The organism is Pseudomonas neuropathica, assembly GCF_051174785.1.
In the GTDB taxonomy this organism is placed as follows: Bacteria; Pseudomonadota; Gammaproteobacteria; order Pseudomonadales; family Pseudomonadaceae; genus Aquipseudomonas; species Aquipseudomonas neuropathica_A.
Genome location: NZ_CP195111.1, coordinates 5,103,461 through 5,126,017, shown reverse-complemented (window position 1 = coordinate 5,126,017; position 22,557 = coordinate 5,103,461). Strand labels below are relative to the sequence as shown.

The 22,557-nt window shown below is 59.9% G+C and carries 22 protein-coding genes; all 22 read right to left on the bottom strand.

The window, feature by feature from the left end:
• Window positions 1–5: 5 nt before the first annotated feature.
• The 22 genes from fliI to pseB all read right to left on the bottom strand — a co-directional run bounded on the left by fliI (window position 6) and on the right by pseB (window position 22,540).
• Entirely contained in the window at window positions 6–1,364 is a 1,359-nt protein-coding gene (fliI, locus tag ACRRSD_RS23170; RefSeq protein ID WP_435035549.1) for a flagellar protein export ATPase FliI, read from the bottom strand.
• Complete coding sequence (gene fliH / locus ACRRSD_RS23165; RefSeq protein WP_435035547.1) at window positions 1,354–2,160, bottom strand: flagellar assembly protein FliH; 807 nt, start codon at window positions 2,158–2,160, stop codon at window positions 1,354–1,356. Before fliH ends, fliI begins: the two co-directional genes overlap by 11 nt.
• 4 nt (window positions 2,161–2,164) lie before the next feature.
• Entirely contained in the window at window positions 2,165–3,184 is a 1,020-nt protein-coding gene (gene fliG, locus ACRRSD_RS23160; RefSeq protein ID WP_007958288.1) for a flagellar motor switch protein FliG, read from the bottom strand.
• Window positions 3,177–4,964, bottom strand: coding sequence for a flagellar basal-body MS-ring/collar protein FliF (gene fliF / locus ACRRSD_RS23155; RefSeq protein WP_435035545.1), 1,788 nt, complete (start codon window positions 4,962–4,964; stop codon window positions 3,177–3,179). The genes fliG and fliF overlap by 8 nt, the downstream gene beginning before the upstream one ends.
• 15 nt (window positions 4,965–4,979) lie before the next feature.
• Window positions 4,980–5,309 (bottom strand): flagellar hook-basal body complex protein FliE, encoded by a 330-nt coding sequence (gene fliE, locus ACRRSD_RS23150; protein WP_038363826.1) that lies wholly within the window; start codon window positions 5,307–5,309, stop codon window positions 4,980–4,982.
• A 127-nt stretch (window positions 5,310–5,436) separates the two neighbouring features.
• Window positions 5,437–6,828, bottom strand: a complete 1,392-nt coding sequence (locus tag ACRRSD_RS23145; RefSeq protein ID WP_435035543.1) for a sigma-54-dependent transcriptional regulator — start codon at window positions 6,826–6,828, stop codon at window positions 5,437–5,439.
• 5 nt (window positions 6,829–6,833) lie between these two features.
• Window positions 6,834–8,027, bottom strand: a complete 1,194-nt coding sequence (locus tag ACRRSD_RS23140; RefSeq protein ID WP_435038534.1) for a sensor histidine kinase — start codon at window positions 8,025–8,027, stop codon at window positions 6,834–6,836.
• A gap of 125 nt (window positions 8,028–8,152) precedes the next feature.
• Window positions 8,153–9,628 carry a sigma-54 dependent transcriptional regulator gene (locus tag ACRRSD_RS23135; RefSeq protein ID WP_007920053.1) on the bottom strand — a complete coding sequence of 492 codons (1,476 nt, stop codon included), beginning with the start codon at window positions 9,626–9,628 and terminating at the stop codon, window positions 8,153–8,155.
• 172 nt (window positions 9,629–9,800) lie between these two features.
• On the bottom strand, window positions 9,801–10,097 hold the full coding sequence (locus tag ACRRSD_RS23130) for a hypothetical protein (RefSeq protein WP_007920054.1): 297 nt from the start codon (window positions 10,095–10,097) through the stop codon (window positions 9,801–9,803).
• A 10-nt stretch (window positions 10,098–10,107) separates the two neighbouring features.
• Window positions 10,108–10,503, bottom strand: coding sequence for a flagellar export chaperone FliS (gene fliS, locus ACRRSD_RS23125; protein WP_003222858.1), 396 nt, complete (start codon window positions 10,501–10,503; stop codon window positions 10,108–10,110).
• A gap of 129 nt (window positions 10,504–10,632) precedes the next feature.
• Window positions 10,633–12,093 carry a flagellar filament capping protein FliD gene (fliD, locus tag ACRRSD_RS23120; protein WP_435035540.1) on the bottom strand — a complete coding sequence of 487 codons (1,461 nt, stop codon included), beginning with the start codon at window positions 12,091–12,093 and terminating at the stop codon, window positions 10,633–10,635.
• An 82-nt stretch (window positions 12,094–12,175) separates the two neighbouring features.
• On the bottom strand, window positions 12,176–12,532 hold the full coding sequence (locus ACRRSD_RS23115; protein WP_038363821.1) for a flagellar protein FlaG: 357 nt from the start codon (window positions 12,530–12,532) through the stop codon (window positions 12,176–12,178).
• A gap of 73 nt (window positions 12,533–12,605) precedes the next feature.
• Window positions 12,606–13,457 carry a flagellin domain-containing protein gene (locus ACRRSD_RS23110; protein WP_016984295.1) on the bottom strand — a complete coding sequence of 284 codons (852 nt, stop codon included), beginning with the start codon at window positions 13,455–13,457 and terminating at the stop codon, window positions 12,606–12,608.
• A 243-nt stretch (window positions 13,458–13,700) separates the two neighbouring features.
• Window positions 13,701–13,967 (bottom strand): hypothetical protein, encoded by a 267-nt coding sequence (locus ACRRSD_RS23105; RefSeq protein ID WP_435035538.1) that lies wholly within the window; start codon window positions 13,965–13,967, stop codon window positions 13,701–13,703.
• Window positions 13,964–15,253, bottom strand: coding sequence for a motility associated factor glycosyltransferase family protein (locus tag ACRRSD_RS23100; RefSeq protein WP_435035536.1), 1,290 nt, complete (start codon window positions 15,251–15,253; stop codon window positions 13,964–13,966). Before ACRRSD_RS23100 ends, ACRRSD_RS23105 begins: the two co-directional genes overlap by 4 nt.
• An 87-nt stretch (window positions 15,254–15,340) precedes the next feature.
• Window positions 15,341–16,267 carry a ketoacyl-ACP synthase III gene (locus ACRRSD_RS23095; protein ID WP_134178372.1) on the bottom strand — a complete coding sequence of 309 codons (927 nt, stop codon included), beginning with the start codon at window positions 16,265–16,267 and terminating at the stop codon, window positions 15,341–15,343.
• 226 nt (window positions 16,268–16,493) lie between these two features.
• Window positions 16,494–17,546, bottom strand: a complete 1,053-nt coding sequence (gene pseI / locus ACRRSD_RS23090; protein WP_435035534.1) for a pseudaminic acid synthase — start codon at window positions 17,544–17,546, stop codon at window positions 16,494–16,496.
• Complete coding sequence (pseG, locus tag ACRRSD_RS23085; protein ID WP_435035533.1) at window positions 17,539–19,044, bottom strand: UDP-2,4-diacetamido-2,4,6-trideoxy-beta-L-altropyranose hydrolase; 1,506 nt, start codon at window positions 19,042–19,044, stop codon at window positions 17,539–17,541. Before pseG ends, pseI begins: the two co-directional genes overlap by 8 nt.
• Window positions 19,041–19,736 carry a pseudaminic acid cytidylyltransferase gene (pseF, locus tag ACRRSD_RS23080; RefSeq protein ID WP_435035531.1) on the bottom strand — a complete coding sequence of 232 codons (696 nt, stop codon included), beginning with the start codon at window positions 19,734–19,736 and terminating at the stop codon, window positions 19,041–19,043. Before pseF ends, pseG begins: the two co-directional genes overlap by 4 nt.
• A complete protein-coding gene (locus tag ACRRSD_RS23075; RefSeq protein WP_435035529.1) occupies window positions 19,733–20,353 on the bottom strand; it encodes a pseudaminic acid biosynthesis-associated methylase in 621 nt (206 codons plus the stop codon). Before ACRRSD_RS23075 ends, pseF begins: the two co-directional genes overlap by 4 nt.
• Window positions 20,354–20,384: 31 nt before the next feature.
• Window positions 20,385–21,542, bottom strand: coding sequence for a UDP-4-amino-4,6-dideoxy-N-acetyl-beta-L-altrosamine transaminase (gene pseC / locus ACRRSD_RS23070; RefSeq protein WP_435035527.1), 1,158 nt, complete (start codon window positions 21,540–21,542; stop codon window positions 20,385–20,387).
• The gene (pseB, locus tag ACRRSD_RS23065) at window positions 21,539–22,540 is read right to left on the bottom strand and encodes a UDP-N-acetylglucosamine 4,6-dehydratase (inverting) (protein WP_435035525.1); all 1,002 of its coding nucleotides are present in this window, start codon (window positions 22,538–22,540) and stop codon (window positions 21,539–21,541) included. The genes pseC and pseB overlap by 4 nt, the downstream gene beginning before the upstream one ends.
• Window positions 22,541–22,557 lie beyond the last annotated feature (17 nt).

Sequence of the window (22,557 nt, the reverse complement as noted above, 5' to 3'; positions counted from 1 at the left end):
AGCAGTTAGCCGCCCGCCGCAGGGGCAAACAGGGTTTCGAGGTAAGCCTGGCTTTCGCCCATGTTGATTTTGTCGTTGAGGCCCTGACGCTGATACCGGACCAATTGCGGTTGCAGAGAGATCGCCAGATCGGTTTCGCGGTCGCCACCGGCCACGTAGGCGCCGACGCTGATCAGATCGCGACTCTGCTGATAGCGCGACCACAACTGCTTGAAGTATTGCGCGCGCTGCATGTGATCCGGCGAAACCACCGCCGGCATTACCCGACTGATCGAGGCTTCGATGTCGATGGCCGGATAGTGCCCCTCTTCGGCCAAGCGCCGGGACAGCACGATGTGGCCGTCGAGCACGCCTCGGGCCGAGTCGGCAATCGGATCCTGCTGATCGTCACCTTCGGACAACACGGTGTAGAACGCGGTAATCGAACCGCCGCCCTTCTCTGCGTTACCGGCACGCTCAACCAGTTTCGGCAATTTGGCGAACACCGACGGCGGATAACCCTTGGTCGCCGGCGGCTCGCCGATGGCCAGAGCGATTTCCCGCTGCGCCTGAGCGAAACGGGTCAGCGAATCCATCAGCAACAGGACGTTCTTGCCCTTGTCGCGGAAATACTCGGCAATGCGCGTGCAATACATCGCTGCGCGCAGACGCATCAGCGGCGCATCGTCCGCCGGCGAGGCGACGACCACGGAGCGCTTGAGGCCTTCTTCACCGAGGCTGTGCTCGATGAATTCCTTAACTTCTCGACCGCGCTCACCGATCAGGCCAACGACGATAATGTCGGCTTCGGTGAAGCGGGTCATCATGCCCAGCAGTACGGATTTACCGACACCGGTACCGGCGAACAGACCCAGACGCTGGCCACGGCCGACCGTCAGCAAACCGTTGATGCAACGGATGCCAACGTCCAGCGGCACGCTGATCGGGTCACGGTTGAGCGGGTTGATCGTCGGGCCATCCATCGGCACCCAGTCTTCGGCTTTCATGCCGCCCTTGCCGTCCAGCGCACGACCGGCGCCATCGAGCACGCGACCGAGCATACTCATGCCCATCGGCAAGCGCCCGGTTTCAGCCAGCGGCACCACGCGGGCGCCCGGTGCAATACCGGCGACGCTGCCGACCGGCATCAAGAACACCTTGCCACCGGAAAAGCCCATGACTTCCGCTTCCACCTGAGACGGGTGATAGCTGTCGTCATTGATCACCAGGCAACGCGTGCCCATGGCCGCGCGCAGGCCTTCGGCTTCGAGAGTGAGGCCGACCATGCGCAGCAGGCGACCTTCAAGAATAGGCGCGCCGGCAATCTCGGTGGCCTCGGCGTAAGTGCTCAGGCGCTTGGCGAAACTGGTGCGTTCAAGGCGCATCGGGGTTGTCCGCGAGCGGCTCTTCAGGCGTGGCCGCCGGTTTTACGTCTTCTGGAATGTCCAGGCTCAGATCCGCTTCAGCCGGGTGCAAAGCCTGTTCGTGTAACTGATCGAACAATTTCGCCATGACCTGAGCGACGCGGGTTTCAATGCTGGCATCGATGCGGCTGTGCTCGGTTTCAACCCGGCAGCCACCCGGCAACAGCGATTCATCTTCGACGATGCGCCAGGTTTCTTCGTGACGCTCGCGCAGGGCCTTGGCCTGTTCGAAGTCCTGCGGATTGACGTACAGACGCACGTTTTCCACACCCAGCGGCAACAGCTTGAGCGCATCGCGCATGACGTGTTCGATCTGGCTGGAATCGATGGCCAGTTCGCGCTTGATCACCTGTTTGGTGATGTGTTGCACGAGGTCGACCAGCGACTTTTCGATTTGCGTGTCTTGCTCGGCGATCGGTTCGAACAGATTCGCCATCAACTGCTCAAGGCTGGCAAGTTTTGCCGCCAGCGCCACTTCGGCTTCCTGACGGACCTTGAGCGTGGCGCTGTGAAAGCCTTCCTTTTCGCCGATGCCAAAGCCCTCGTTGTAAGCCTCCTGACGGATGCTTTCGAGTTCTTCCAGGGTCAGTGGCTGGACTTCTTCCAGCGGCACTTCTTCCATTTCCGGCGGTTCGGGCTCCGGCTCAGGTTCGGGTTCCGGCTTCGGCGGATCGAAGCTGGGCAGTGCCCAGGATTCGAAACCACGGACATCGCGGGCACGGATCAGATCCGTCACATCGTCGTCGTGCTTGTCCATGGGCTTAGATCATTTCCTCGCCGCCCTTGCCACCGAGGACGATTTCTCCGGCTTCGGCCATACGGCGGGCGATGGTGAGGATTTCCTTCTGCGCGGTTTCGACGTCGCTGACGCGCACCGGGCCTTTGGCTTCGAGGTCGTCGCGCAACAGTTCGGCGGCACGTTTGGACATGTTCTTGAAGATCTTCTCTTTGACGCCTTCGTCCGAACCCTTGAGGGCCAGTACCAGCACGTCCGAGGACACTTCGCGCAGCAACGCCTGAATACCGCGGTCGTCGACATCGGCAAGGTTGTTGAACACGAACATGAGGTCTTCGATCTGACCGGACAGGTCTTCGTCGACTTCGCGGATCGAGTCCATGAGCTGACCTTCGATCGAGCTGTCGAGGAAGTTCATGATGTCCGCCGCACGCTTGATGCCACCCAGGGTGGTGCGCGAGGCATTCGAGTTGCCGGAGAACTGCTTCTCGAGAATCTGGTTGAGTTCTTTCAGTGCCGCTGGCTGCACAGTGTTCAACGACGAGACGCGCAGGATGATGTCCAGACGCACTTTGTGGTCGAAGTTGCCGAGTACTTCACCGGCCTGATCCGGGTCGAGGTACGCGACCACGATTGCCTGGATCTGCGGGTGTTCGTAACGGATCACGTCGGCAACCGCACGTGGCTCCATCCATTTCAGGCTGTCGAGGCCACTGGTGTTGCCACCGAGCAGGATGCGGTCGATCAGGCCGTTGGCCTTGTCTTCACCCAGGGCCTGGGTAAGCATTTTGCGCACGTAGTCGTCGGAACCGACGCCCAGGCTGGTCTGGTCGCCGACGATGTCGACGAACTCGCTCATGACCTGCTCGACCTGTTCACGATGGACGTTGCCCATCTGCGCCATGGCCACGCCCACACGCTGAACCTCTTTCGGGCCCATGTGGCGCAGCACTTGCGCAGCATCGGTCGAGCCCAGGGACAGCAGCAGAATTGCGGCTTTGTCGACCCGGGAAAGTTTAGCGACAGCGGCTCGGTTATCACTCATCTGCGTTAATCCACTCTTTCACGACCTGGGCCACGCGACCCGGGTCTTCTGCCACCAGACTCTTGATTGCATTCAGTTGCGCGTCATAACCCTCGCTCGGGCTCGGCAACAGAATGCTCTGCGGACCACCGAGGCTCACGCGGTCGTTGGAAAGTTCGCCGTCCAGGCCGCCCATGCCACCGAGTTCCACGTCGCTGCCAAGACCGGCCAGCTCCTTGCCTTTGCCACCGCCGGTGATGTTGTTGAGCACCGGACGCAGCACACCAAACACCAGCACCAGGATGAACAACACACCCAGCACTTGTTTGACGATGTCCCAGAACCATGGCTGGGAGTAGAACGGAATATCGGCAATCACTTCGCCGCGCTCGGCAGAGAACGGCATGTTGATCACGCTGACGCTGTCGCCACGGCTGGCGTCGAAACCGACGGCGTCCTGCACCAGGCGGGTGAAGCGCGCCAATTCGTCGGCGCTCCACGGCGCACGGCTGGTTTCACCGTTGGCCGCGTTGACCTTGACCTGATCGTCGACCACCACCGACACCGACAGACGATTCAGGCGACCCTGCTGCTGTTTGGTGTGGCTGATTGAACGGTCGAGTTCGAAGTTCTTGGTCGATTGCTGACGCTTGTCGGCCGGGTACGGCGCGAGCATCGGCTGGCCGGTGGCCGGGTCCATGATCTGCTGGCCGTTGGCGTCAACCAATGGCTGACCTGGCTGCACCATCGCGGCCGGCGCGGCGGCGCCACCGGTGGTTTGCGGCGCCGAGGCTGGCGACGGCGGCTGGTTGCTCAGGGCACCCGGCACACCTTGCGGGCCATTGCTGGCAGTGCGCTGTTCGTTGACCGACTGCTCGCTGCGCAACGCCGGTTGATCCGGGTTGAACTGCTCGGCAGTCGACTCGACTGCATTGAAATCGATATCGGCCGAAACTTCCGCCTTGTAGCGATCATTGCCCAGAACCGGCTGCAGGATGTTGTGCACGCGCTGGGTGAGCATGCTTTCCATGCGGCGGCTGTAATCGAACTGCTTGCCGGCCATGGTCATTTCGGAGTTTTCCGCCTGATCGGAGAGCAGGTTGCCCTTCTGATCGACGACGGTGATCTGCGATTTGCTCAGCTCGGGAACGGAGGTCGCCACCAGGTTGATGATCGCGATGACCTGACCTGGCTCCAGCGAACGACCGGAGTACAACTCGACCAATACCGAAGCGCTTGGCTTGCGCTCGTCCCGCACAAACACCGAACTCTTCGGAATTGCCAGGTGCACGCGGGCACCCTTGACGTTGTTCAGGCTGGAAATGGTCCGCGCCAGTTCACCTTCGAGGCCACGACGGTAACGCGTCGCTTCCATGAACTGACTGGTGCCCAGACCCTGTTCCTTGTCGAGGATTTCGAAACCGATGTTGCCGTCGCTGGGAGTGACACCAGCAGCGGCGAGTTTCATCCGCGCACGGGACAGGTCATCGGCCTTGACCAGCAAGGCGCCGGAATTCGGTTCGACGGTGTAAGGGATGTCGGCAGAGGCCAGGGTTTCCATGACCTGCTTGGCGTCCAGGCCGGCAAGGCTGCCGTACAACGGACGATAATCCGGCTGCTGCGACCACAGCACCACGGCAAAGCCAATCGCCACGCTCGCAGCCAGGCCGACCAACAGGCCCACCTGACGCAGCACGGTCATCTCGGAGAGGTTTTCCAGGAAGGACAGGCCGAACAACGGCGGTTTGCCGTCTATCGGGGTGGCCTTGGCCGGAACGTTATCGGCGACTGCTTCTGCCATGACTCAATCTCGTCCTTAAACCGGCATCTGCATGATGTCTTGATAAGCCTGAACCAGCTTGTTGCGTACCTGGGTCAGAGCCTGGAACGACACGCTGGCTTTTTGCGAAGCGACCATCACGTCCGTCAGATCGACGCCGCTCTTGCCCACTTCAAATGCGTTGGCCAACTGAGTCGACGCCTGCTGGGTATCGCTGACCTTGTTGATCGCCTGACCGAGCATGTCGGAAAAGCTGCTGCCCGCCAGTTCAGGGACAGCGGTCGTCGATTTCGGTGCAGACATGGCGTCCAGTTTCATGGCCTTCATGTCCATCATCAACCGATTAAATTCAATACCTTGGCTCATGGTCTACTCTCTTGGGCGGCCCGCAATTTTTTGACACTCACTCGGCGGGTACACAGGTATTAGCAACAAGGGTGCCAGCTCATGGGCACCCCTTTCAGAAAAGCGTTTTCAATCGTTGCGCCAGACGTCAGGTGGCGAACAGATAACCTTCGACGTCCATCCCGGCATCGCGCATTTGCGCCAGCTTGTAGCGCAGGGTGCGCGGGCTGATGCCGAGTTTTTCCGCAGCTTCCTTGCGGCGGCCACGTTCGGCACGCAGGGTATCGATGATCATCTGAAACTCCCGGCGGCGCAGGTCATCGCCCAGAGCGCCGGCCGAATCCGCTTCGATTTCCACCTCGCGAAGCACCGCCGACACCGGCGCGGTGACAGGCATCGCGGTGTACGTCACGGGACCGGCCAGACAGAAATCCTGCGGCTGAATCACGCCACCCTGCTGCAAAATCAACGCGCGCTGAATGGCGTTGTCCAGTTCACGCACATTGCCCGGCCACGGGTAAGTGGTCAGGCATGCTTGTGCGTCGGGTGAGAGTTTCGCCGCCGCGTGCTTCATTTTATTGACGTGTTTGGCCAGCAACCTTTCCGCCAGCGGCAGGATATCGGCAGTGCGCTCGCGAAGTGGACGCCAGGCCAGGGGGAAAACCGACAAACGGTAGAAAAGATCTTCACGGAAGCGCCCCGCCGCCACTTCGCCCGCCAGATCACGGTTGGTGGTGGCGACCACGCGAATATCCAGGGCAATCGGTTTACGCGCACCGACGCGCTCGACCTCACGCTCCTGCAACACGCGTAGCAGTTTGGCTTGCAAGCCGAGCGGCATTTCAGAGATTTCGTCGAGCAGCAGCGTGCCGCCGTCAGCCTGTTCGAACTTGCCAGCCTGCGCCGCAATGGCGCCAGTGAACGAACCCTTCTCGTGGCCGAACAGCGTTGCTTCGAGCATGTTGTCCGGGATCGCGGCGCAGTTGATCGCAATGAACGGCTGATTGGCGCGATGGGATTGCTGGTGAATGTAGCGCGCCAGCACTTCTTTACCGGTGCCGGACTCGCCAGAGATCAGCACCGTGGAATCACTGCGCGCCACCCGCGCCGCCAACTCCAGCAATTGCGCACTGGCCGGCTCGACCGCTACCGGACCTTCGCCGTCACTTGCACCGATGCTGCCTAGCGCATGCCGCGCCACCAGGTCGAGCAAGGCCTTGGGTTCAAAGGGTTTGACCAGATAATCCGCCGCGCCCTGACGCATTGCGTCGACCGCGCGCTCGACCGCACCGTGAGCGGTCATCAGCAACACCGGCAATTGCGGTTGGCGGGCACGCAACAATGCGAGCAGTTGATGACCATCCATGCCAGGCATGTTGACGTCACTGACCACCAGACTGAACGCCTCGCGCCCTACCGCTGTCAGCGCCTCTTCAGCGCAACCGACCGCGTGGTAATCGTGCCCGGCCAGCAGCAATGTATCGGCCAGCGCCTCGCGCAATGAGCGGTCATCCTCGACCAGCAAAACCTTGATGCCCATGTCGTTTACTCAGCTCCGTGTACAGCGGAAAACAGCGGCAGGATCACCTGCGCGCACGTGCCGCGCCCGACTCGCGAGCGCAGCAGCAATTCTCCCTGATGCGCCCGGGCCACAGCCTTGACCACGGTCAGGCCCAGGCCGGTACCGGTGACTTTGGTGGTAAAAAAGGGTTCGCCGAGACGCGCCAGAACGGCAGGTTCAATTCCGCTGCCACTGTCGCTGACACTGATACGCAACGCGTTATCGCGGGAGTAGCAATGCACCTTCAGGCGCACAGCACCGGCACTGGCCTGAATGGCGTTTTCGATCAGGTTCAACAGCGCGCCGACCAGGGTGTCGCGGTTGCACAGAAGTTCGCCGACATGGCTGTCGCACTGCCAGCGGATTGGCAGATCCTGCACATGAGTCAACGCCGCCGCTTGCAGCGCCTGCATCAAGGCGTTGGGCGTCAGGCGATCGGTCAGCGGCAATTCTCCGCGTGCGAACACCAGCATGTCGCGCACCTGATGTTCGAGTTCATGCAGTCGCTCTTTCAGGCGACCGGCGAAACGCTGCTGAGTGGCGACTGGCAACTCCTGCTCAGTCAAATGACTGGCGTAGAGCAAAGCGGCGGACAGTGGCGTGCGGATCTGATGCGCGAGCGAGGCGACCATGCGCCCCAGCGAGGACAAACGCTCGTGGCGCGCCAGTTGATCTTGCAGATGACGGGTTTCTGTCAGGTCGTTGAGCAGCACCAATTGCCCCGGCTCGGCATCCAGCGAGCGGGTGGCAATCGACAGGCGTCGACCGTTTTTCAGGGAAATTTCATGACCGTCGTCTTCACGCGGGGCAAAGCAGCGCGCAATCACCTGGCGCCACAACTCACCCTCAAGCGGCAGGCCGAGCAGCTCGATGGCGGCCGGATTGGCTTCACGCACCATGCCGTGACCGTCAATGACGATGACGCCACCGGGCAACAGATCAAGGAGGTTTTGCAGGCGGTTGGCCAAGCGTTCTTTTTCCGCCAGCTCCTGCATACGCTGGGCGCTGACCACCGCCAGCTCACCCTTGAGCTCGGTCACCCGCGCTTCAAGCATGCTGTAGGAGTCAGTGAGTTGGCTGGACATCTGGTTGAACAGTTCGAATGCCTGCTCAAGACCCTGTCGGCTCGCCTGCTCTACGGAGGACGGCTGCCCCTCGGGACTGGAGGCAGAAGACATCTGGGCGTGGGGCATTGTGCTTTCTCGCTTGGCTGACCGTCAGTTAAACGGAACGTTGCGAGGGCGGTAGCAATACCCGTGCCTAAAAAAAACCGCTTATAAATGAAGCAGTTGAAAAACAGGCGTCAATCCTCCGCCTGTTCATCTCCATCGCGCCGGCTCATGCCGTACTTGCGCATCTTCTCGACCAGGGTGGTACGACGGATGCGCAGGCGCTCAGCGGCACGCGCCACAATGCCGTTGGCATCGTCCAGCGCCTGTTGAATCAGGCCCTGCTCCAGACCACCCAGATAGTCTTTCAGGTCCAGACCTTCCGGCGGCAGCATGGCGTTGGCAGTGAAGTCCGGCGTATGGCCATTGATCGCCACGCGCTCTTCGAGATCACTGCGTAGGCTGTCGACCATTTGCTCGTCTTCGTCATCGACGTAACGGAATTTCTTCGGTAGCTCGACCACACCGATCACCCCGTACGGATGCATGATTGCCATGCGCTCGACCAGGTTGGCCAGCTCGCGAACGTTGCCCGGCCAGCCGTGGCGGCACAGCGACATGATCGCCGCCGAGTTGAAGCGGATCGAACCGCGCTTCTCGTGCTCCATGCGCGAGATCAGTTCGTTCATCAGCAACGGGATGTCTTCGACGCGCTCACGTAGCGGCGCCATCTCGATCGGGAACACGTTCAGGCGATAGTAGAGGTCTTCGCGGAAGGTGCCGATCTCGATCATGCTTTCGAGATTCTTGTGCGTTGCAGCGATGATGCGCACATCGACGCTCTGGGTCTTGTTGCTGCCCACGCGCTCAAAGGTGCGTTCCTGCAGGACGCGCAGCAGTTTGACCTGCATCGGCAGCGGCATGTCGCCGATTTCGTCGAGAAACAGCGTGCCGCCATTGGCCAGTTCGAAACGACCGGCACGACTGGTGATAGCGCCGGTGAAGGCACCCTTCTCGTGACCGAACAATTCGCTTTCAAGCAGCTCTGCCGGGATCGCCCCGCAGTTGACTGGCACGAACGGCGCGTCGCGGCGCTTGGAATGGTAATGCAGGTTACGTGCAACCACTTCCTTGCCGGTGCCGGACTCACCGAGGATCAGCACGCTGGCATCGGTGTCGGCAACCTGCTGCATCATCTGGCGCACGTGCTGGATCGCACGACTGGTGCCGACGAGGCTACGGAACAGGTTAGGTTCGCGATGACGACCACGCTCGCGGGCCTGGTCATACATCTCGCGATAGACCTGGGCACGGTGCAGGGAGTCGAGCAATTTGCTGTAGCTGGGTGGCATTTCGAGGGTCGAAAGCACACGGCGACGCTGGTCTTCAGGCAAGTCAACGGAAGAATTATCGCCCATCAACAAAACCGGAAGGAACTCATCCCAGGTTGAGAGTGTCTTTAGCAAGCCCAAAAGCGCACCAGGAGCATTAACGGTCCCGATCAGTACGCAAATGACCTCACGACTAGACGACAAAGAGCCGACTGCCTGCTGCCAGTCATGGCTGCCGCAGGGTAAATTTTCTTCGCCGAGAAAATTTAGAATCACCGCCAGGTCGCGGCGGCGGACGCTATCGTCATCGATCAGCAGAATTTTGGTTTCACGCCACATGCAATAGCAACTTCCCTAGTCAACTCAATGCCCAAAATAAGGGGCAAGCGAGACGCTTGCAGGACACCATGTGCCTGTAGACGCCTGAAATCTGAAAACAGCCACTAGTTAAGTCAAAAAACCGTGCACAGTCAAATTTATGGCGCACATGTCTGGATTAACTGGGGGTTAATTAACCAAACAGATGGTAAACCTTTGCCGCCTTTTGCGCTTGGGTGATCTGCGACATCTCGTTGGCTATCGCCTGCCGCTCACCCATCGCCACCTCAAGAAGCTCTTTGTAGACGTGGAGCAGCTCTTCAAGATTGTTGCGCAACGCGTCTTCATCCAGCGCAGCTTCAGCCATGACGTCTTCCATGCAGGAACGGCAAGCCAGATCCAGCTCGCCAATGGCTTCCCAATTGCGTTCGGCCAGCGCAGTGACCAACGCTTCACGGGTATCGGCGATTCGCTGCAATACAAGACTCATGGTGATCTCCTTAGAACTGGGGGCCTGGCGGAGCGATGCCGTCCCAGCCTTCCTTCACGGTGCGCAACAGGCCGGCAACTTCGTCGAGAATCTTCGGGTCACTGCTGATGTTGGCCTCAGCCAGACGCTTCATCATGTAGATGTACAGCTGGTCGAGCTCACCCACCGTATCGGCGCAGTTATCCAGATCCAGACCTTCGCGCAAGCCACTGATGATGCCGATAGCCTTGCTGATCGATGTGCACTTGCCCGGAATATCCTTGCGCTCAATGGCGCCTTTGGCCTGAGCGATGCGATCCAGGCCACCTTCCATCAACATTTGCACCAGACGGTGCGGGCTCGCTTCGGACGTCTGTGCATGCGCGCCGACTTTCTGGTATTGCCGAAGGGCTAACATCGGATTCATGTTCTACCTCATTGCCACAATGACTCGTATAACCAGTGTATCGCCACCGAATCAGAGAACTTTAGATCAAAAGACAAAAACCCGGCACACGCCGATAAAGCGTAGCCGGGTTTTTGTCGTGGCTGCCTGTTACTTCGCGGACTGCTGAGCAGTCAGCGAGCTGAAGAACGACGTAATGTTGCTCGCCGTCGCTTTCATTTGCCCTACCAGCAAGTCCATGGCGTTGTACTTGGCCGTCAACGTCTGGGTCAGGTTGGCGACACGCAAGTCCAGCGCCGCTTGCTGATCGGTCAGGTTTCGGGTGTTTTTGGTGAGAATGGCCATGCGCTGATCGAGCAAGCCGCTACCGGTCAGATTACCTGCCGCTGGCTTGAGATACGGATCAACAGCCTTGCTCATGCGCGCGAGCAGACCATTGGTGTCGTTGGTGCCAGTGAACAACTGCTGAACCTGGCCGGTCATGCCTGGTTGCGCCATGGTTTTGGTGAAAGCAGCGGTATCGAACTTCAGGTTACCGGTGTCACGGTCGGTCATCACACCCAACTGGGACAGCACCGCCAACGGGCCGCCAGCCCCTTCCGCCGTCAACTGACCACGAATATCGGCAATCAGCGCGCGTGGCATCGCGTCACCAGTAAAAGCGGCCTGCACAGTCAGCTTGCCATCGGCATCCGGCGTCGCCTTGGACAGCGTGTCGATGGTGGTCTTCAACGTGTTGTAAGCGTCGACGAACGACTGAATCGATGCCTGCAGACCTTTGGTGTTGGCCTCCACGCTGACAACAGTAGGCGTCGCAGCGCTACCCACGACAGGGCTGACCGTCGTCAGATTCAGGGTCAAGCCACTGATGGCGCCGGTCACCGTGTTGCTTTTGCTGGTGACTGCAAGGCCATCGATGGTCAGCTTGGCGTTGCCCGCAACGTCGTTGACGGCGCCTGAAGCGCCTGCAGCCGGGTTAAGACCCATCTTCTGAGTGCCGTCAATTTCCAGACCGGCAATACCGCTGACTTTAAGGTCTGAACCTTCGCCGGTCTTGCTCGAACTGATCACCAGGCGCGAAGCACCGGAGGCGTCGGTCACAATGTTGGCGGAGATACCGTTGGCGCCCTGCGCCTTGTTGATGGCGTCGCGGGTGGTCTGCAAAGTGGAGTTGGCAGGAATGTCGACGTTGTAATCAGTGCCATTCTGACTGATTTTCAGGGTACCACTCGGAATGGCACTGGCGGTTCCGCCGGCGAACGAGGCGCTGGCGATTTTCGAACCAGTGGCCAATTGAGTGACAACGACGTTGTAGCTGCCCGCCACTGCGGTGCTGTCAGACGTCGCGCTCAGATTCGTATTGCTCGCAGTCGCGGTGAAGCCGGCAAATGCAGGATTGGTCTTGCTGCCCAGATTGGTCATCGCCGTCTGGAACGCGGTCAACGCGCTCTTCAGCGAACCAATGCCGGAAATTTTCAGCGTGTTGGCTTTGGTCGCGGTGTCGATCTGCGTCTGCTTCGGCGCTTTGTCAGCGTCAACCAGTGCAGTGACGATCGCACCGATGTCCAGGCCGGAACCCAGTCCGGAACCCGGTAGAATTGGACTTGCCATGTGCATCTCCCTTCAGATTGTTGCCATTCTTTTGACCGTTACACGCGTCCTGAGAACAGACAAACATTATTCATGCCAGCTATCAGACTTTTGCGTCGAACAACACGTGGCTTGCATTGGCCAGGCTGTCTGCCAGCTTGAGGGCTTCTGCGGAGGGAATCTGTCGAACGACCTCACCCGTCTCGCTTGCGATCACTTTGACAATGACCTTGCCGGAATGCTCGTCAATCGAGAACTCCAGATTGCGCTTGATCGATTGGACGAACTTCTCGATCTCCTGCACCGCCAGCTTCAACTTGGCGTCATCCGAATCCTGACTCTTGGCAGCGACCGGCGCTTCAGTCTTGGCAACCTTGGGCGTCTCTGACGGTTTGTCAGCAACCGGCGGAACTGGCTTGGGAGCCGGATAAGACTGGTTAAGCTTGACGCTCATGTCCATGCTCATCACCTCCTAACGTAAAAAGGCGAGAGAGCACGACCAGCGCACCCTCCCGCCCAAACTTGTTCCGAAATTACTGAAGCAGCTTCAGTACAGCGGAAGGCAGTTGGTTGGCTTGAGCCAGAACGGAGGTCGAAGCCTGCTGCAGAGTTTGCTGCTTGGTCAGGTTAGCAGTTTCTGCGGCGAAGTCGGTGTCTTGTACACGACCCTGTGCAGCGGTGGTGTTCTCAACGATGTTCTGCAGGTTGGAGATGGTGCTGGTCAGACGGTTTTGCGAAGCACCCAGGCTCGAACGAGTGCTGTTGATCGTTGCAATTGCAGCGTCGATCGCGGTGATTGCGTTGTCGATGTTGGCAGCAGCGCCCGATACGCTTGCACCGGTCAGAACTACAGTACCGCTACCTACGGACAGGCTGACGGCGTCGAACTTGGAGCTCAGTACCAGGTCGATGTGGTTAGCCGAACCGGTGTTTGCGCCCACTTGCAGGGTCACAGTACCAGCCGAACCGTCCAGCAGGTTTTTGCCGTTCAGGTTGGTCGAAGCAGAGATACGGGTCAGTTCGTCCGACATCTGGGCGAATTCGTCGTTCGTTGCTTTCTGGTCGATGCTGCCGTTGGTACCGGTACGGGCTTTAACAGCCAGTTCACGCATACGCTGCAGAATGTCGGTCGAAGCTTGCAGAGCGCCTTCAGCGGTCTGAGCAACGGAGATACCGTCGTTGGCGTTCTGGATCGCCTGGTTGCCACCACGGATCTGGGAAGTCATACGGGTAGCGATCTGCAGGCCAGCGGCGTCGTCTTTAGCGCTGTTGATTTTCAGGCCGGAAGACAGGCGCTGCATCGAAGTCGACAGAGCGTCGGAAGCGCGGTTCAGGTTTTTCTGAACGTTCAACGACGTAGTGTTGGTGTTTACTGTTAAAGCCATGACGAATTCCTCGTTGGTTGGGTACTGCGGCTTCCGGCCCTGGCAACCGCCGGGTATGGCCTAGAGAACCTTCGTAATAGTTATCGTCGGGTTTGCAGGTTGCTTGAGGGCTTTTTGAAAAAAATTTGCCATCACCCTGCCACTCCCAAAAAAACAAGGGCTTAGCGCGCCCCACCCACGAAAAAATGACGCCATAAAACCGCCCCTACCACCAACGCCTGTGCCAGAGCGCTCCCTCTCGGCTCAACGCTGCGCACCGTCGAGCAATTCAATCAGTTCATACTCGATGAAATCGGCGAGCCCCAGCCAATCCTGGCGTTCCTGACACGCCAGTATATCTGTCAGGACCTGTGTCCAGGCCTGCTGGACATCCTGACCGGAGAGCGAAAAAAACTGCTGCGCCTCGTCGAATACATCGACCATGATCAGCGCCGCTTCGACATCACGGCCCAAACGAAACAATCCGGCGCATTGCCGGCATGCGCTGATGCACATCACCTGCGCGCTCATTGCACAAACTCCGGATTGAATTGCGTGCCTGCGATCATCGCCCCTGCCCGACTGCTGTTAAGGAAACTGACCTGTGGATGCAAAGCGATATAACGCTCCAGCACGCACAGGTAGCCACGAAAATTCAGCTGAGTCCGGACCCGCTCGCCATTGCCGTCATGCACCCAGTGCCGAGCCTGCTCAACGGGCGGCCCCAGGTCGCCATCGTCCCATCCGGCATGTGTCTTGTTCATTGGGAAGGCAAAGTCGGCGCCGAACAGCGTGATGCGCGTGCCGCCCATTTTCACGGCCAGATCCACGGCGGGGTGAATCACGCTGCCGCCGGCATTCAATTCGGCTCGCGGGTGCTGCTCACGCAACGTGGCGTAGACCGGGCTGGCGGTATAAGCGCCATAGCGTTTGCCCCGCCAGGCCTTCAACACCGTCGGCGAGCTCATGGGCAGGTACACCAGCGGGATGCCGTCAGACTCCTCGAAAGGCAGATGCCGAAAGCTGATCAACTGATCGATCGTCACCACCAGATCGGGGATGATCCCGTGCTGACGCAAAGGCCGATAAGCCGTGTCGACACAAATGAACAGCGGCCGCTCGGCCTGACTGCGCACCGCCGCCAGTCGTTGAAAATGGCCTTCCAGGCTCGGCCCGGTGCCGATCACATAGATTTCGCGGCCGACGCAGGTGCCGAACAGTTGCGCCACGTCATCATCGGCAAGCAGCACCTCCAGGCTATCGCGCAAACGCTGCTGAATCGCCGGCAGTTGCGGATCGAACTGGCGATTGGTGAAACTCAGGTGAACTTCATTGACTAGCCGATCACGAATCTTCGCGCTGAAGTCATCGGCCAGGAGCATTTCGGCGGGCAGCGCAAAAAACGGCGTGTAGATATCCGCATGATCGCCGGCGTACATCAGTTCCACTCTAGGGTCTTCAAGCCATTGCCGCTGGTCGAGCAACTGTAGAACCAGGGCAAACAAGGCGCCGTTGAGGACGTGCACGTACAACCGTTCAAGTGCGGCCTGCTCCAGCAAAACCGATGGCAGGTCGCCAAGGCCAGTGCCGTAGACGTGCACCCGAGGTTTTTCCGCAAGGCTGGCCGCCTGGACCCGGGCCTCGTGGATCCGGTCGTGGCGGCTGGTCAGTTGAATCCCGTCGACACTCAGCGTAGAGCCCAGGCCTTGCACCAGTTCAGCTTGAATCGCCGAAGTATCTTCAGTCACCAATCGTGCAAACAGCGCCGGCCAGCGCCGCTGCAACACCTCGGCGTTGGCTTGGAAAAACTCGCTCATGGCGCCTCGCGCTCCCTTACAGGCAAAAAAATAGCGCTCAAGGTTAACCTTGAACGCTATTTTTGTATCCGCCGTTTTTGATCGGACTCAAGGGCGATAGATGATCGCTGAGCCCCACGACAAACCAACACCAAAGCCGCTCAGCGCAATACGCTGCCAATCGGAATCGATGACGTGTTTTTCCAGCAGCAACGGAATGCTCGAAGACACGGTATTGCCGGTCTCGACCATGTCTTTGATGAACTTCTCCGGCTCGCCTTCGAAGCGCCGCGCCACGGCATCGACAATCGCCGCACTGCCCTGGTGGATGCAGAAGGCATCGATGTCATCGGCCTTCAGACCAGAGTCATCCAGCAACTCGTGCAAGTGTGCCGGGACTTTCAGCAACGCAAAGTTGAACACCTGACGACCGTTCATGAAGAACACGCCATCGGTGACTTTCAAGTGCGGCGCACCGGAGCCGTCAGTGCCGAACTTGGCCTTGCCCAGCGCCCAGACCGGATCTTCGCCCATCCACGTAGCGGTCGCGGCATCGCCGAACAGCATGGTGGTATTGCGGTCTTCCGGATCAACGATTTTCGAATACGGATCAGCGGTGATCAGCAGGCCGTTCTTCAGGCCGGCGGCTTCCATGAAGCCCTTGATCGCGTAGATGCCGTAGACATAACCGGAACAGCCCAGGGAAATGTCGAACGCCGCCACGTTGGTCGGCAGACCGAGTTTGTCCTGCACGATCGCGGCGGTGTGTGGCAGGCCTTCTTCATCACCGTTCTGAGTGACGACGATCAACGCATCGATCGATTCACGCTTCAGCTCAGGGTTACTGGCGAACAGCGCATTGGCCGCTTCCACGCACAGATCGGAAGTTTCTTGTTCAGCGTCTTTGCGCGGCAGGAACGCCGAGCCGATCTTGCCAAGGATGAATTCTTCATCCTTCTCGAATTTTGCACCTTGTGCGTAATTGTCCACGCCGGCTACAGGAACGTAGCTCGCAATGCTTTTTATGCCAATCATTACGGCTTCCCAATAAAAAACAGCCCAAGACCACCGCTCGCAAGGATTTCGAGGGGCGCCGACAAACAGAAAACGGCCGCCACAACGGGCAGCCACGGGGAGCGCAAAGGGCTATCACTGGAATCGAAAACGAGCCAGGCGCCATCACCCCGATCAATACAATACAGTGAAGATGCGCGTTATGACTCGCAGGTCACGCTATTTTGCCGAATCGGTGCAGATCGGGTTATTCGACCAACGACCAGTCCAGCGGCGTACCGCGCTTGATCGGCGTGCGTGCGCGGCGGCCGAGGACGGCGTCGGTGTGCTTGGGCGGCAGACCGAGGCCGGGTCGAATAGCACGCAGATTGTCCCCGCTAAAGGTGTCACCAGCGGCCATGTCGGCGGTGACGTACAGCGAGCGGCGATAGACCAGCGACTTGCGTTCCGCCTCTGTAACGCCGTAATGCACCTGGCCCATGGCTTGCCAGGCACGCTCGGTTTCCACCACCAGACTGGCCATTTCCGCCGGCTCCAGGGAGAAACTGGCATCCACCCCGCCCGCTGAACGGTCGAGGGTGAAGTGTTTTTCCACCACGGTCGCACCGAGCGCCACGGCCGCCACAGACACACCGACGCCCATCGAGTGATCAGACAGCCCGACCTCGCAACCGAACAACTCACGCAGATGCGCGATCGTGCGCACGTTGCTGTTAAGCGGTGTCGCCGGATAAGTGCTGGTGCATTTGAGCAGCACCAGATCCTTGCAACCGGCCTCACGTGCGGCGCGCACGGCTTCATCAAGCTCGGCAATGCTGGCCATGCCGGTGGAAATGATCAAAGGCTTGCCAGTAGCCGCCACACGGCGGATCAACGGCAAATCGGTGTTTTCGAAACTGGCAATCTTGTAGGCAGGCACATCGAGGCTTTCGAGAAAGTCCACGGCGCTGTCATCGAACGGCGTGGAAAACGCGAGCATGCCCAGCTCTTTCGCTCGGGCGAAAATCGGCGCATGCCATTCCCACGGCGTATGGGCCTTTTCATACAGATCATAAAGCGAAGTGCCGGCCCACAGACTGCCCGGATCCTTGATGAAGAATTCCCCCTCGGCCAGATCCAGGGTCATGGTATCGGCGGTGTAGGTTTGCAGTTTCAAGGCATGCGCACCGGCCTTGGCCGCGGCCTCGACAATTTGCAGGGCAACGTCCAGCGACTGGTTATGGTTGCCGCTCATCTCGGCAATGATGAACGGCGGCGCGTCGGCGCCGATCAGGCGGTTGCCGATCTTGAAACTAGTCATGCGGGTGATCCTTCAAAACACGGGTGAACGCACAGGCACTTTGAGTAAACCCGGCGTCACGAAACACATTCAATGAGGGGCGGTTGTCAGGCAACACCTGAGCAGTGATGACCTGCAGCTGCGGCCAGTGCGCGGCAACAAATGCCTCGCCACAGGCCAACAGCGCCCTGCCCCACCCCAGCCCCATCCGCCGTTCGAGCAAGTAGATCGAGACTTCGGCTTCAAACCCGCGCAGGTCATAACGCACAACGCCGACCGCGCCGTCGTCCGCCTCGGCGATGAGCAGCAGGCGCTGCGGATTGCGCAAGCTCGCCGTCAGCCAGTTCAGGTGCTGCGGCCAATCGATCACGCCGCTGTCCAGCGACCAGCGCCGTACCGTTTCGGCATTGCGCCCATCAAACAGCAACTGCGCATCGTCCAGCGTCGCCGCGCGCACCTTCAGCACGGCACCGGCCAGTGCCGCCGCGACACGCTCGGCGCCGCGCCCGTCGACCAGTTGCCGCGAGCGCTCGGCCAGGCTCTGGCGCAAATAATGATTGCCGGTGACAAAGCCGATGGCGTCGCGCAATTGCTCGACACTGACCTGCTCGCGGGCGCCCATGAACACATGCGCGCCGGCTGCCGCCATGACTTCGCCGTTGGCCTGCTGATTGTTCGACACGGCAATACAGATCGTCGGCAGCCCCATCGCCGCCCGCTCCCAACTGGTACCGCCGCCGGCGCCGATAAACAGATCGGCTTCGGTCATGCGCTGATGGAAATCGCTGACAAAACTGTGCAGACGCCAGTTCGGCCGTGTCTCGGCCAGCGCCTGCATCTGCGCCCAGGCCGGATTGTCGGCACCGGCGACAAAGTCCACCTGCAGCTCAGGAAAATCGGCCAGCGCGAGCATGGCGTGATGGGTTTGCTGCGCGGCATCGAAACCGCCGAAGTTGACCAATACCCGTTGGGCCCGGTGTTTGATCTCGATGGCCGGGCAGCTGAATTCTTCACGCAACATGGCATAGCGTGGGCCGAGCAAGGTGCGGCACCCTTCAGGCAACAGCGGCTGATAATTTTCGTGCAGGCCCGAGAGATTCTGATTGAGCAACAGATCGACGCTGTAGCGCCGCGAGGCAAGATCATCCACTGCTGCAATCCGTGGCGCCCACTGTCGAGCAGCCGTTTGCCATTGGTGATCGAGGCCGTAGTGATCGACGATGACCCAGTCGAACTCGGCGTGCCCCTCGAGCACCGCAGCCAACGCGTCGATGTCGGCCTGCCACGGCAGCATCGATTCGATGGCTTGCTGCGGGTCTTCAGCGGCATAGCGCTCAGGCAGCGCAAACGTCTCGAAGCCCTCGGCGCGCAAGGCATCGAGGCGATGCCCCGGCAGGCGCCGGCAGGCAAACGCGACGTGGCTGCCCTGCCCGCGCAACACTCGCGCCAGCGTCAGGCAGCGGGCAATGTGGCCGCTGCCAATGGTTGGCGAGGCGTCGGCACGAATCAAAACTCTCATTGCAGCTCTCCACCGGCCTTGAGCGCGGCGTAAAGATATTCGGCGCGTTTCCAGTCATCAAGGGTGTCGATGTCCTGCACCAGATGACGGGGCAGAATCACCGGCAGACTGGCTGGCGAATAGAGCACTTCGCCACGCAACCACGCTTCACTGCGCCCCCAGTAAAACTGGCCGGCGTCCTGAAAGGCTTCGGGCAGGTCCTGGGAGCGAGTCTCGCGAAATTCGGGATACAAAGCAGTCAAGGCGCCCTGCGCATCCAGTGTCAGTGCACGCTGCACCGGAAAACCAAACCCGCACACGGAGAACGCGAAAGACTTGTCTGGATGTTGCTCGAGCAACTCGATGCCCTGGCGCAAATAGCGTGCCTGCAACAGCGGCGCCGTGGCGTACACGCAACAGGCGTAATCGAAGGCCGGTAGCTGCTGCAAGGCATGCACGATCACCGCCGCGGTGCCGGTGTAGTCATCGGCCAGCGCCGCCGGACGCATGAAGGGCACCTGCGCACCGTGCGCTCGCGCCACATCAGCAATCTCGGCATCGTCGGTGCTGACCACCACCTGGTCAAACAAGCCTGAATCCAGCGCCGTGCGGATCGAACGGACCATCATCGGCACGCCATCAAACGGCGCCAGGTTCTTGCGCGCAATACGTTTGCTGCCGCCACGGGCCGGGATAATTGCGACGTTGCTCAAGGGCGTTTTTCCAGCAGAAACCAAGTGATATCGTCCACAGGAAACTGCGGATCGCGGTGATAGACAAAACCATAATCCAGCAGCTGCAGATCGGCATAACGGTCGAGCATTTCGCCGGCGAAATCACGCTTGAACAGCTTGCCGCTGTTGCCACGATAAGACACCTCCACGGGCGCCGGATTGTAATACTCGGCGATCAGGATGTAGCGCTGACTCAACTCATACAACTGCGCATAAGCCGTCGGCAACAGCTCCGGGGCCAGGTGGATCAGCACGCCTTTGCTCAATGTCAGGTCGTAGCGGCGCTCACGCGGAAAATCGAACAGCGAGCCCTGCCAGATCCGGGCAATGCCCAACGTCCGCGCCTGTGCACAGGCGTTATCGTTGATCTCGACACCGAACAGCTCGCAGCGTGGCAGCAGTTGATGCAACGCCTGCAGATTGTTGCCGACGCTGGTGCCCAGCTCTAGCAGACTGTCGATACCTGCGGCACGGCTCAGCGCTTGGGCAAACAACGCCAGGTTCGCCGCCACCAGCGGTTGCCCGACATTGCGCTCGAAGTACCGGTTACCGAAATCGCCCTGCCAGAACTGTTCCTGCTCACTCAAGGGACGCATTGCAGATACTCATCCGTTGCCACAGCGGCAGTTATTCGGTCAGCCGACGCAATTGCTCGACCACGTAATCCTGTTGTTCATCGCTCAACAGCGGAAATAGCGGCAGGCTGATCGCCTCGGCGTAATACCGCTCGGCTTCGGGGAAATCGCCCTCGGCGAAACCCAGGTCGCGATAGTAGGGCTGCAAGTGCACAGGAATGTAATGCAGATTCACGCCAATACCGGCACTGCGCAAGCCCTCAAACACCTGACGGTGGCTGAGGCCGATGCGATCGGTCTGCAAACGAATCACATACAGATGCCAAGCCGACTCTGCCTCAGGCTGAAGGCTGGGCAACGTCACCGGCAAGTACGCCAGCAGGCGATCGTAACGCGCCGCCAGTTCGCGACGCCGGGCAATGAAGTCGTCGAGCTTGCCCAGTTGCGACAAACCCAGCGCGGCTTGCAGATCGGTGATGCGGTAATTGAAACCCAGCTCGATCTGCTCGTAGTACCACGGACCGTGGCTCGGTTCGCTCATTTGCTGCGGATCTCGGGTCATGCCGTGGCAACGCAGGCGTTGCAGACGCTCGGCCAGCTCCGGGCGATGGGTCAAGACCATACCGCCCTCGGCACTGGTGATGATCTTCACCGGGTGGAAACTGAATACCGTCATCGCCGCGAATTGGCCGCAGCCGACCGGACGTCCTGCATAGGACGCACCGACCGCGTGCGACGCATCTTCGATCACCGTGAAGTTATAGCGCTCGGCCAGCTCGGCAATCCTGCGCATGTCGCAGCTCTGCCCGGAGAACGCCACCGCCACCAGCACTTTCGGCAGGTTGGCGTCCTGTTCGGCCTGATCGAGTTTCGCTTCGAGGGCGAAGGTATCGAGGTTCCAGGTCAGCGGATCGATATCGACGAAATCGACCTCGGCGCCGCAATAACGCCCGCAATTGGCCGAGGCGAGAAAGGTGTTCGGGGTTGTCCACAAACGATCGCCCGGCCCCAGGCCCGCAGCCAGGCAGGCGATGTGCAACGCCGCTGTGGCGTTGCACACCGCGACGGCGAAGTGCGCCTGGCAACGTTCGGCCATCGCCTGCTCGAAGCGCTCGATGGTCGGCCCTTGGGTCAGCCAGTCCGATTGCAGCACCTCGACAACCGCGTCGATGTCTACCTGATCAAGGCTTTGCCGACCGTAGGGAATCATACCGAGAGCTTCGCGTGCAGGTCAGTGATCTGCCCGACCGAGAGGAAGTGCGGATTGGTGTCGGAGCGGTACTCGAAATCTTCGCTCACGGCACGCCCCTGCTCGCCAAGATTGTCGACGGCAAAATCGACATCGACGCTGGTGAAGCGGATCGACGGCTGGATGGTGTAGTGATCCTCAAACTCCAGGGTCATCCGCGCATCGTCCAGCGGCACCATCAACTCATGCAGCTTCTCGCCGGGACGAATGCCGACGTTCTTGTGCGGCAGATGTTCGGCCATGCCCCGCGCCAGATCGACGATGCGGATCGACGGAATCTTCGGCACGAACACTTCACCACCGTGCATGCGCGCAAAGCTGTCGAGGACAAATTGCACGCCGTGGTCGAGGGTGATCCAGAACCGCGTCATGCGCTCGTCGGTGATTGGCAGCTCCTGAGCACCGTCGGCGATCAGCTTGCTGAAGAACGGCACCACCGAACCGCGCGAGCCCGCCACATTGCCGTAGCGCACCACGGCAAAACGGGTTGGCTGCTCGCCGGCAATGTTGTTGGCGGCGACGAACAACTTGTCCGAGAGCAACTTGGTCGCGCCGTACAGGTTGATCGGGCTGGCCGCCTTGTCGGTCGACAGTGCCACGACTTTCTTCACGCCATTGTCGATGGCGGCGGCGATGATGTTTTCCGCGCCATTGACGTTGGTACGGATGCATTCAGTCGGGTTGTATTCCGCTGCCGGCACCTGCTTCAACGCGGCGGCATGCACCACGTAGTCAATGCCGCGCATGGCCTGCCGCAGACGGTCAGCGTCGCGCACATCACCGATGAAGTAACGCATGCACGGCGCGTTGAACGTCTGCTGCATCTCATACTGTTTCAGTTCGTCACGGGAAAACACCACCACGCGCTTGGGCTGGTATTGCTCCAGCAGACGGGCGATGAATTTGCGCCCGAACGAGCCGGTGCCGCCGGAGATGAAAATCGATTTACCGTTGAACATGTCTGGATTCCTGTGTC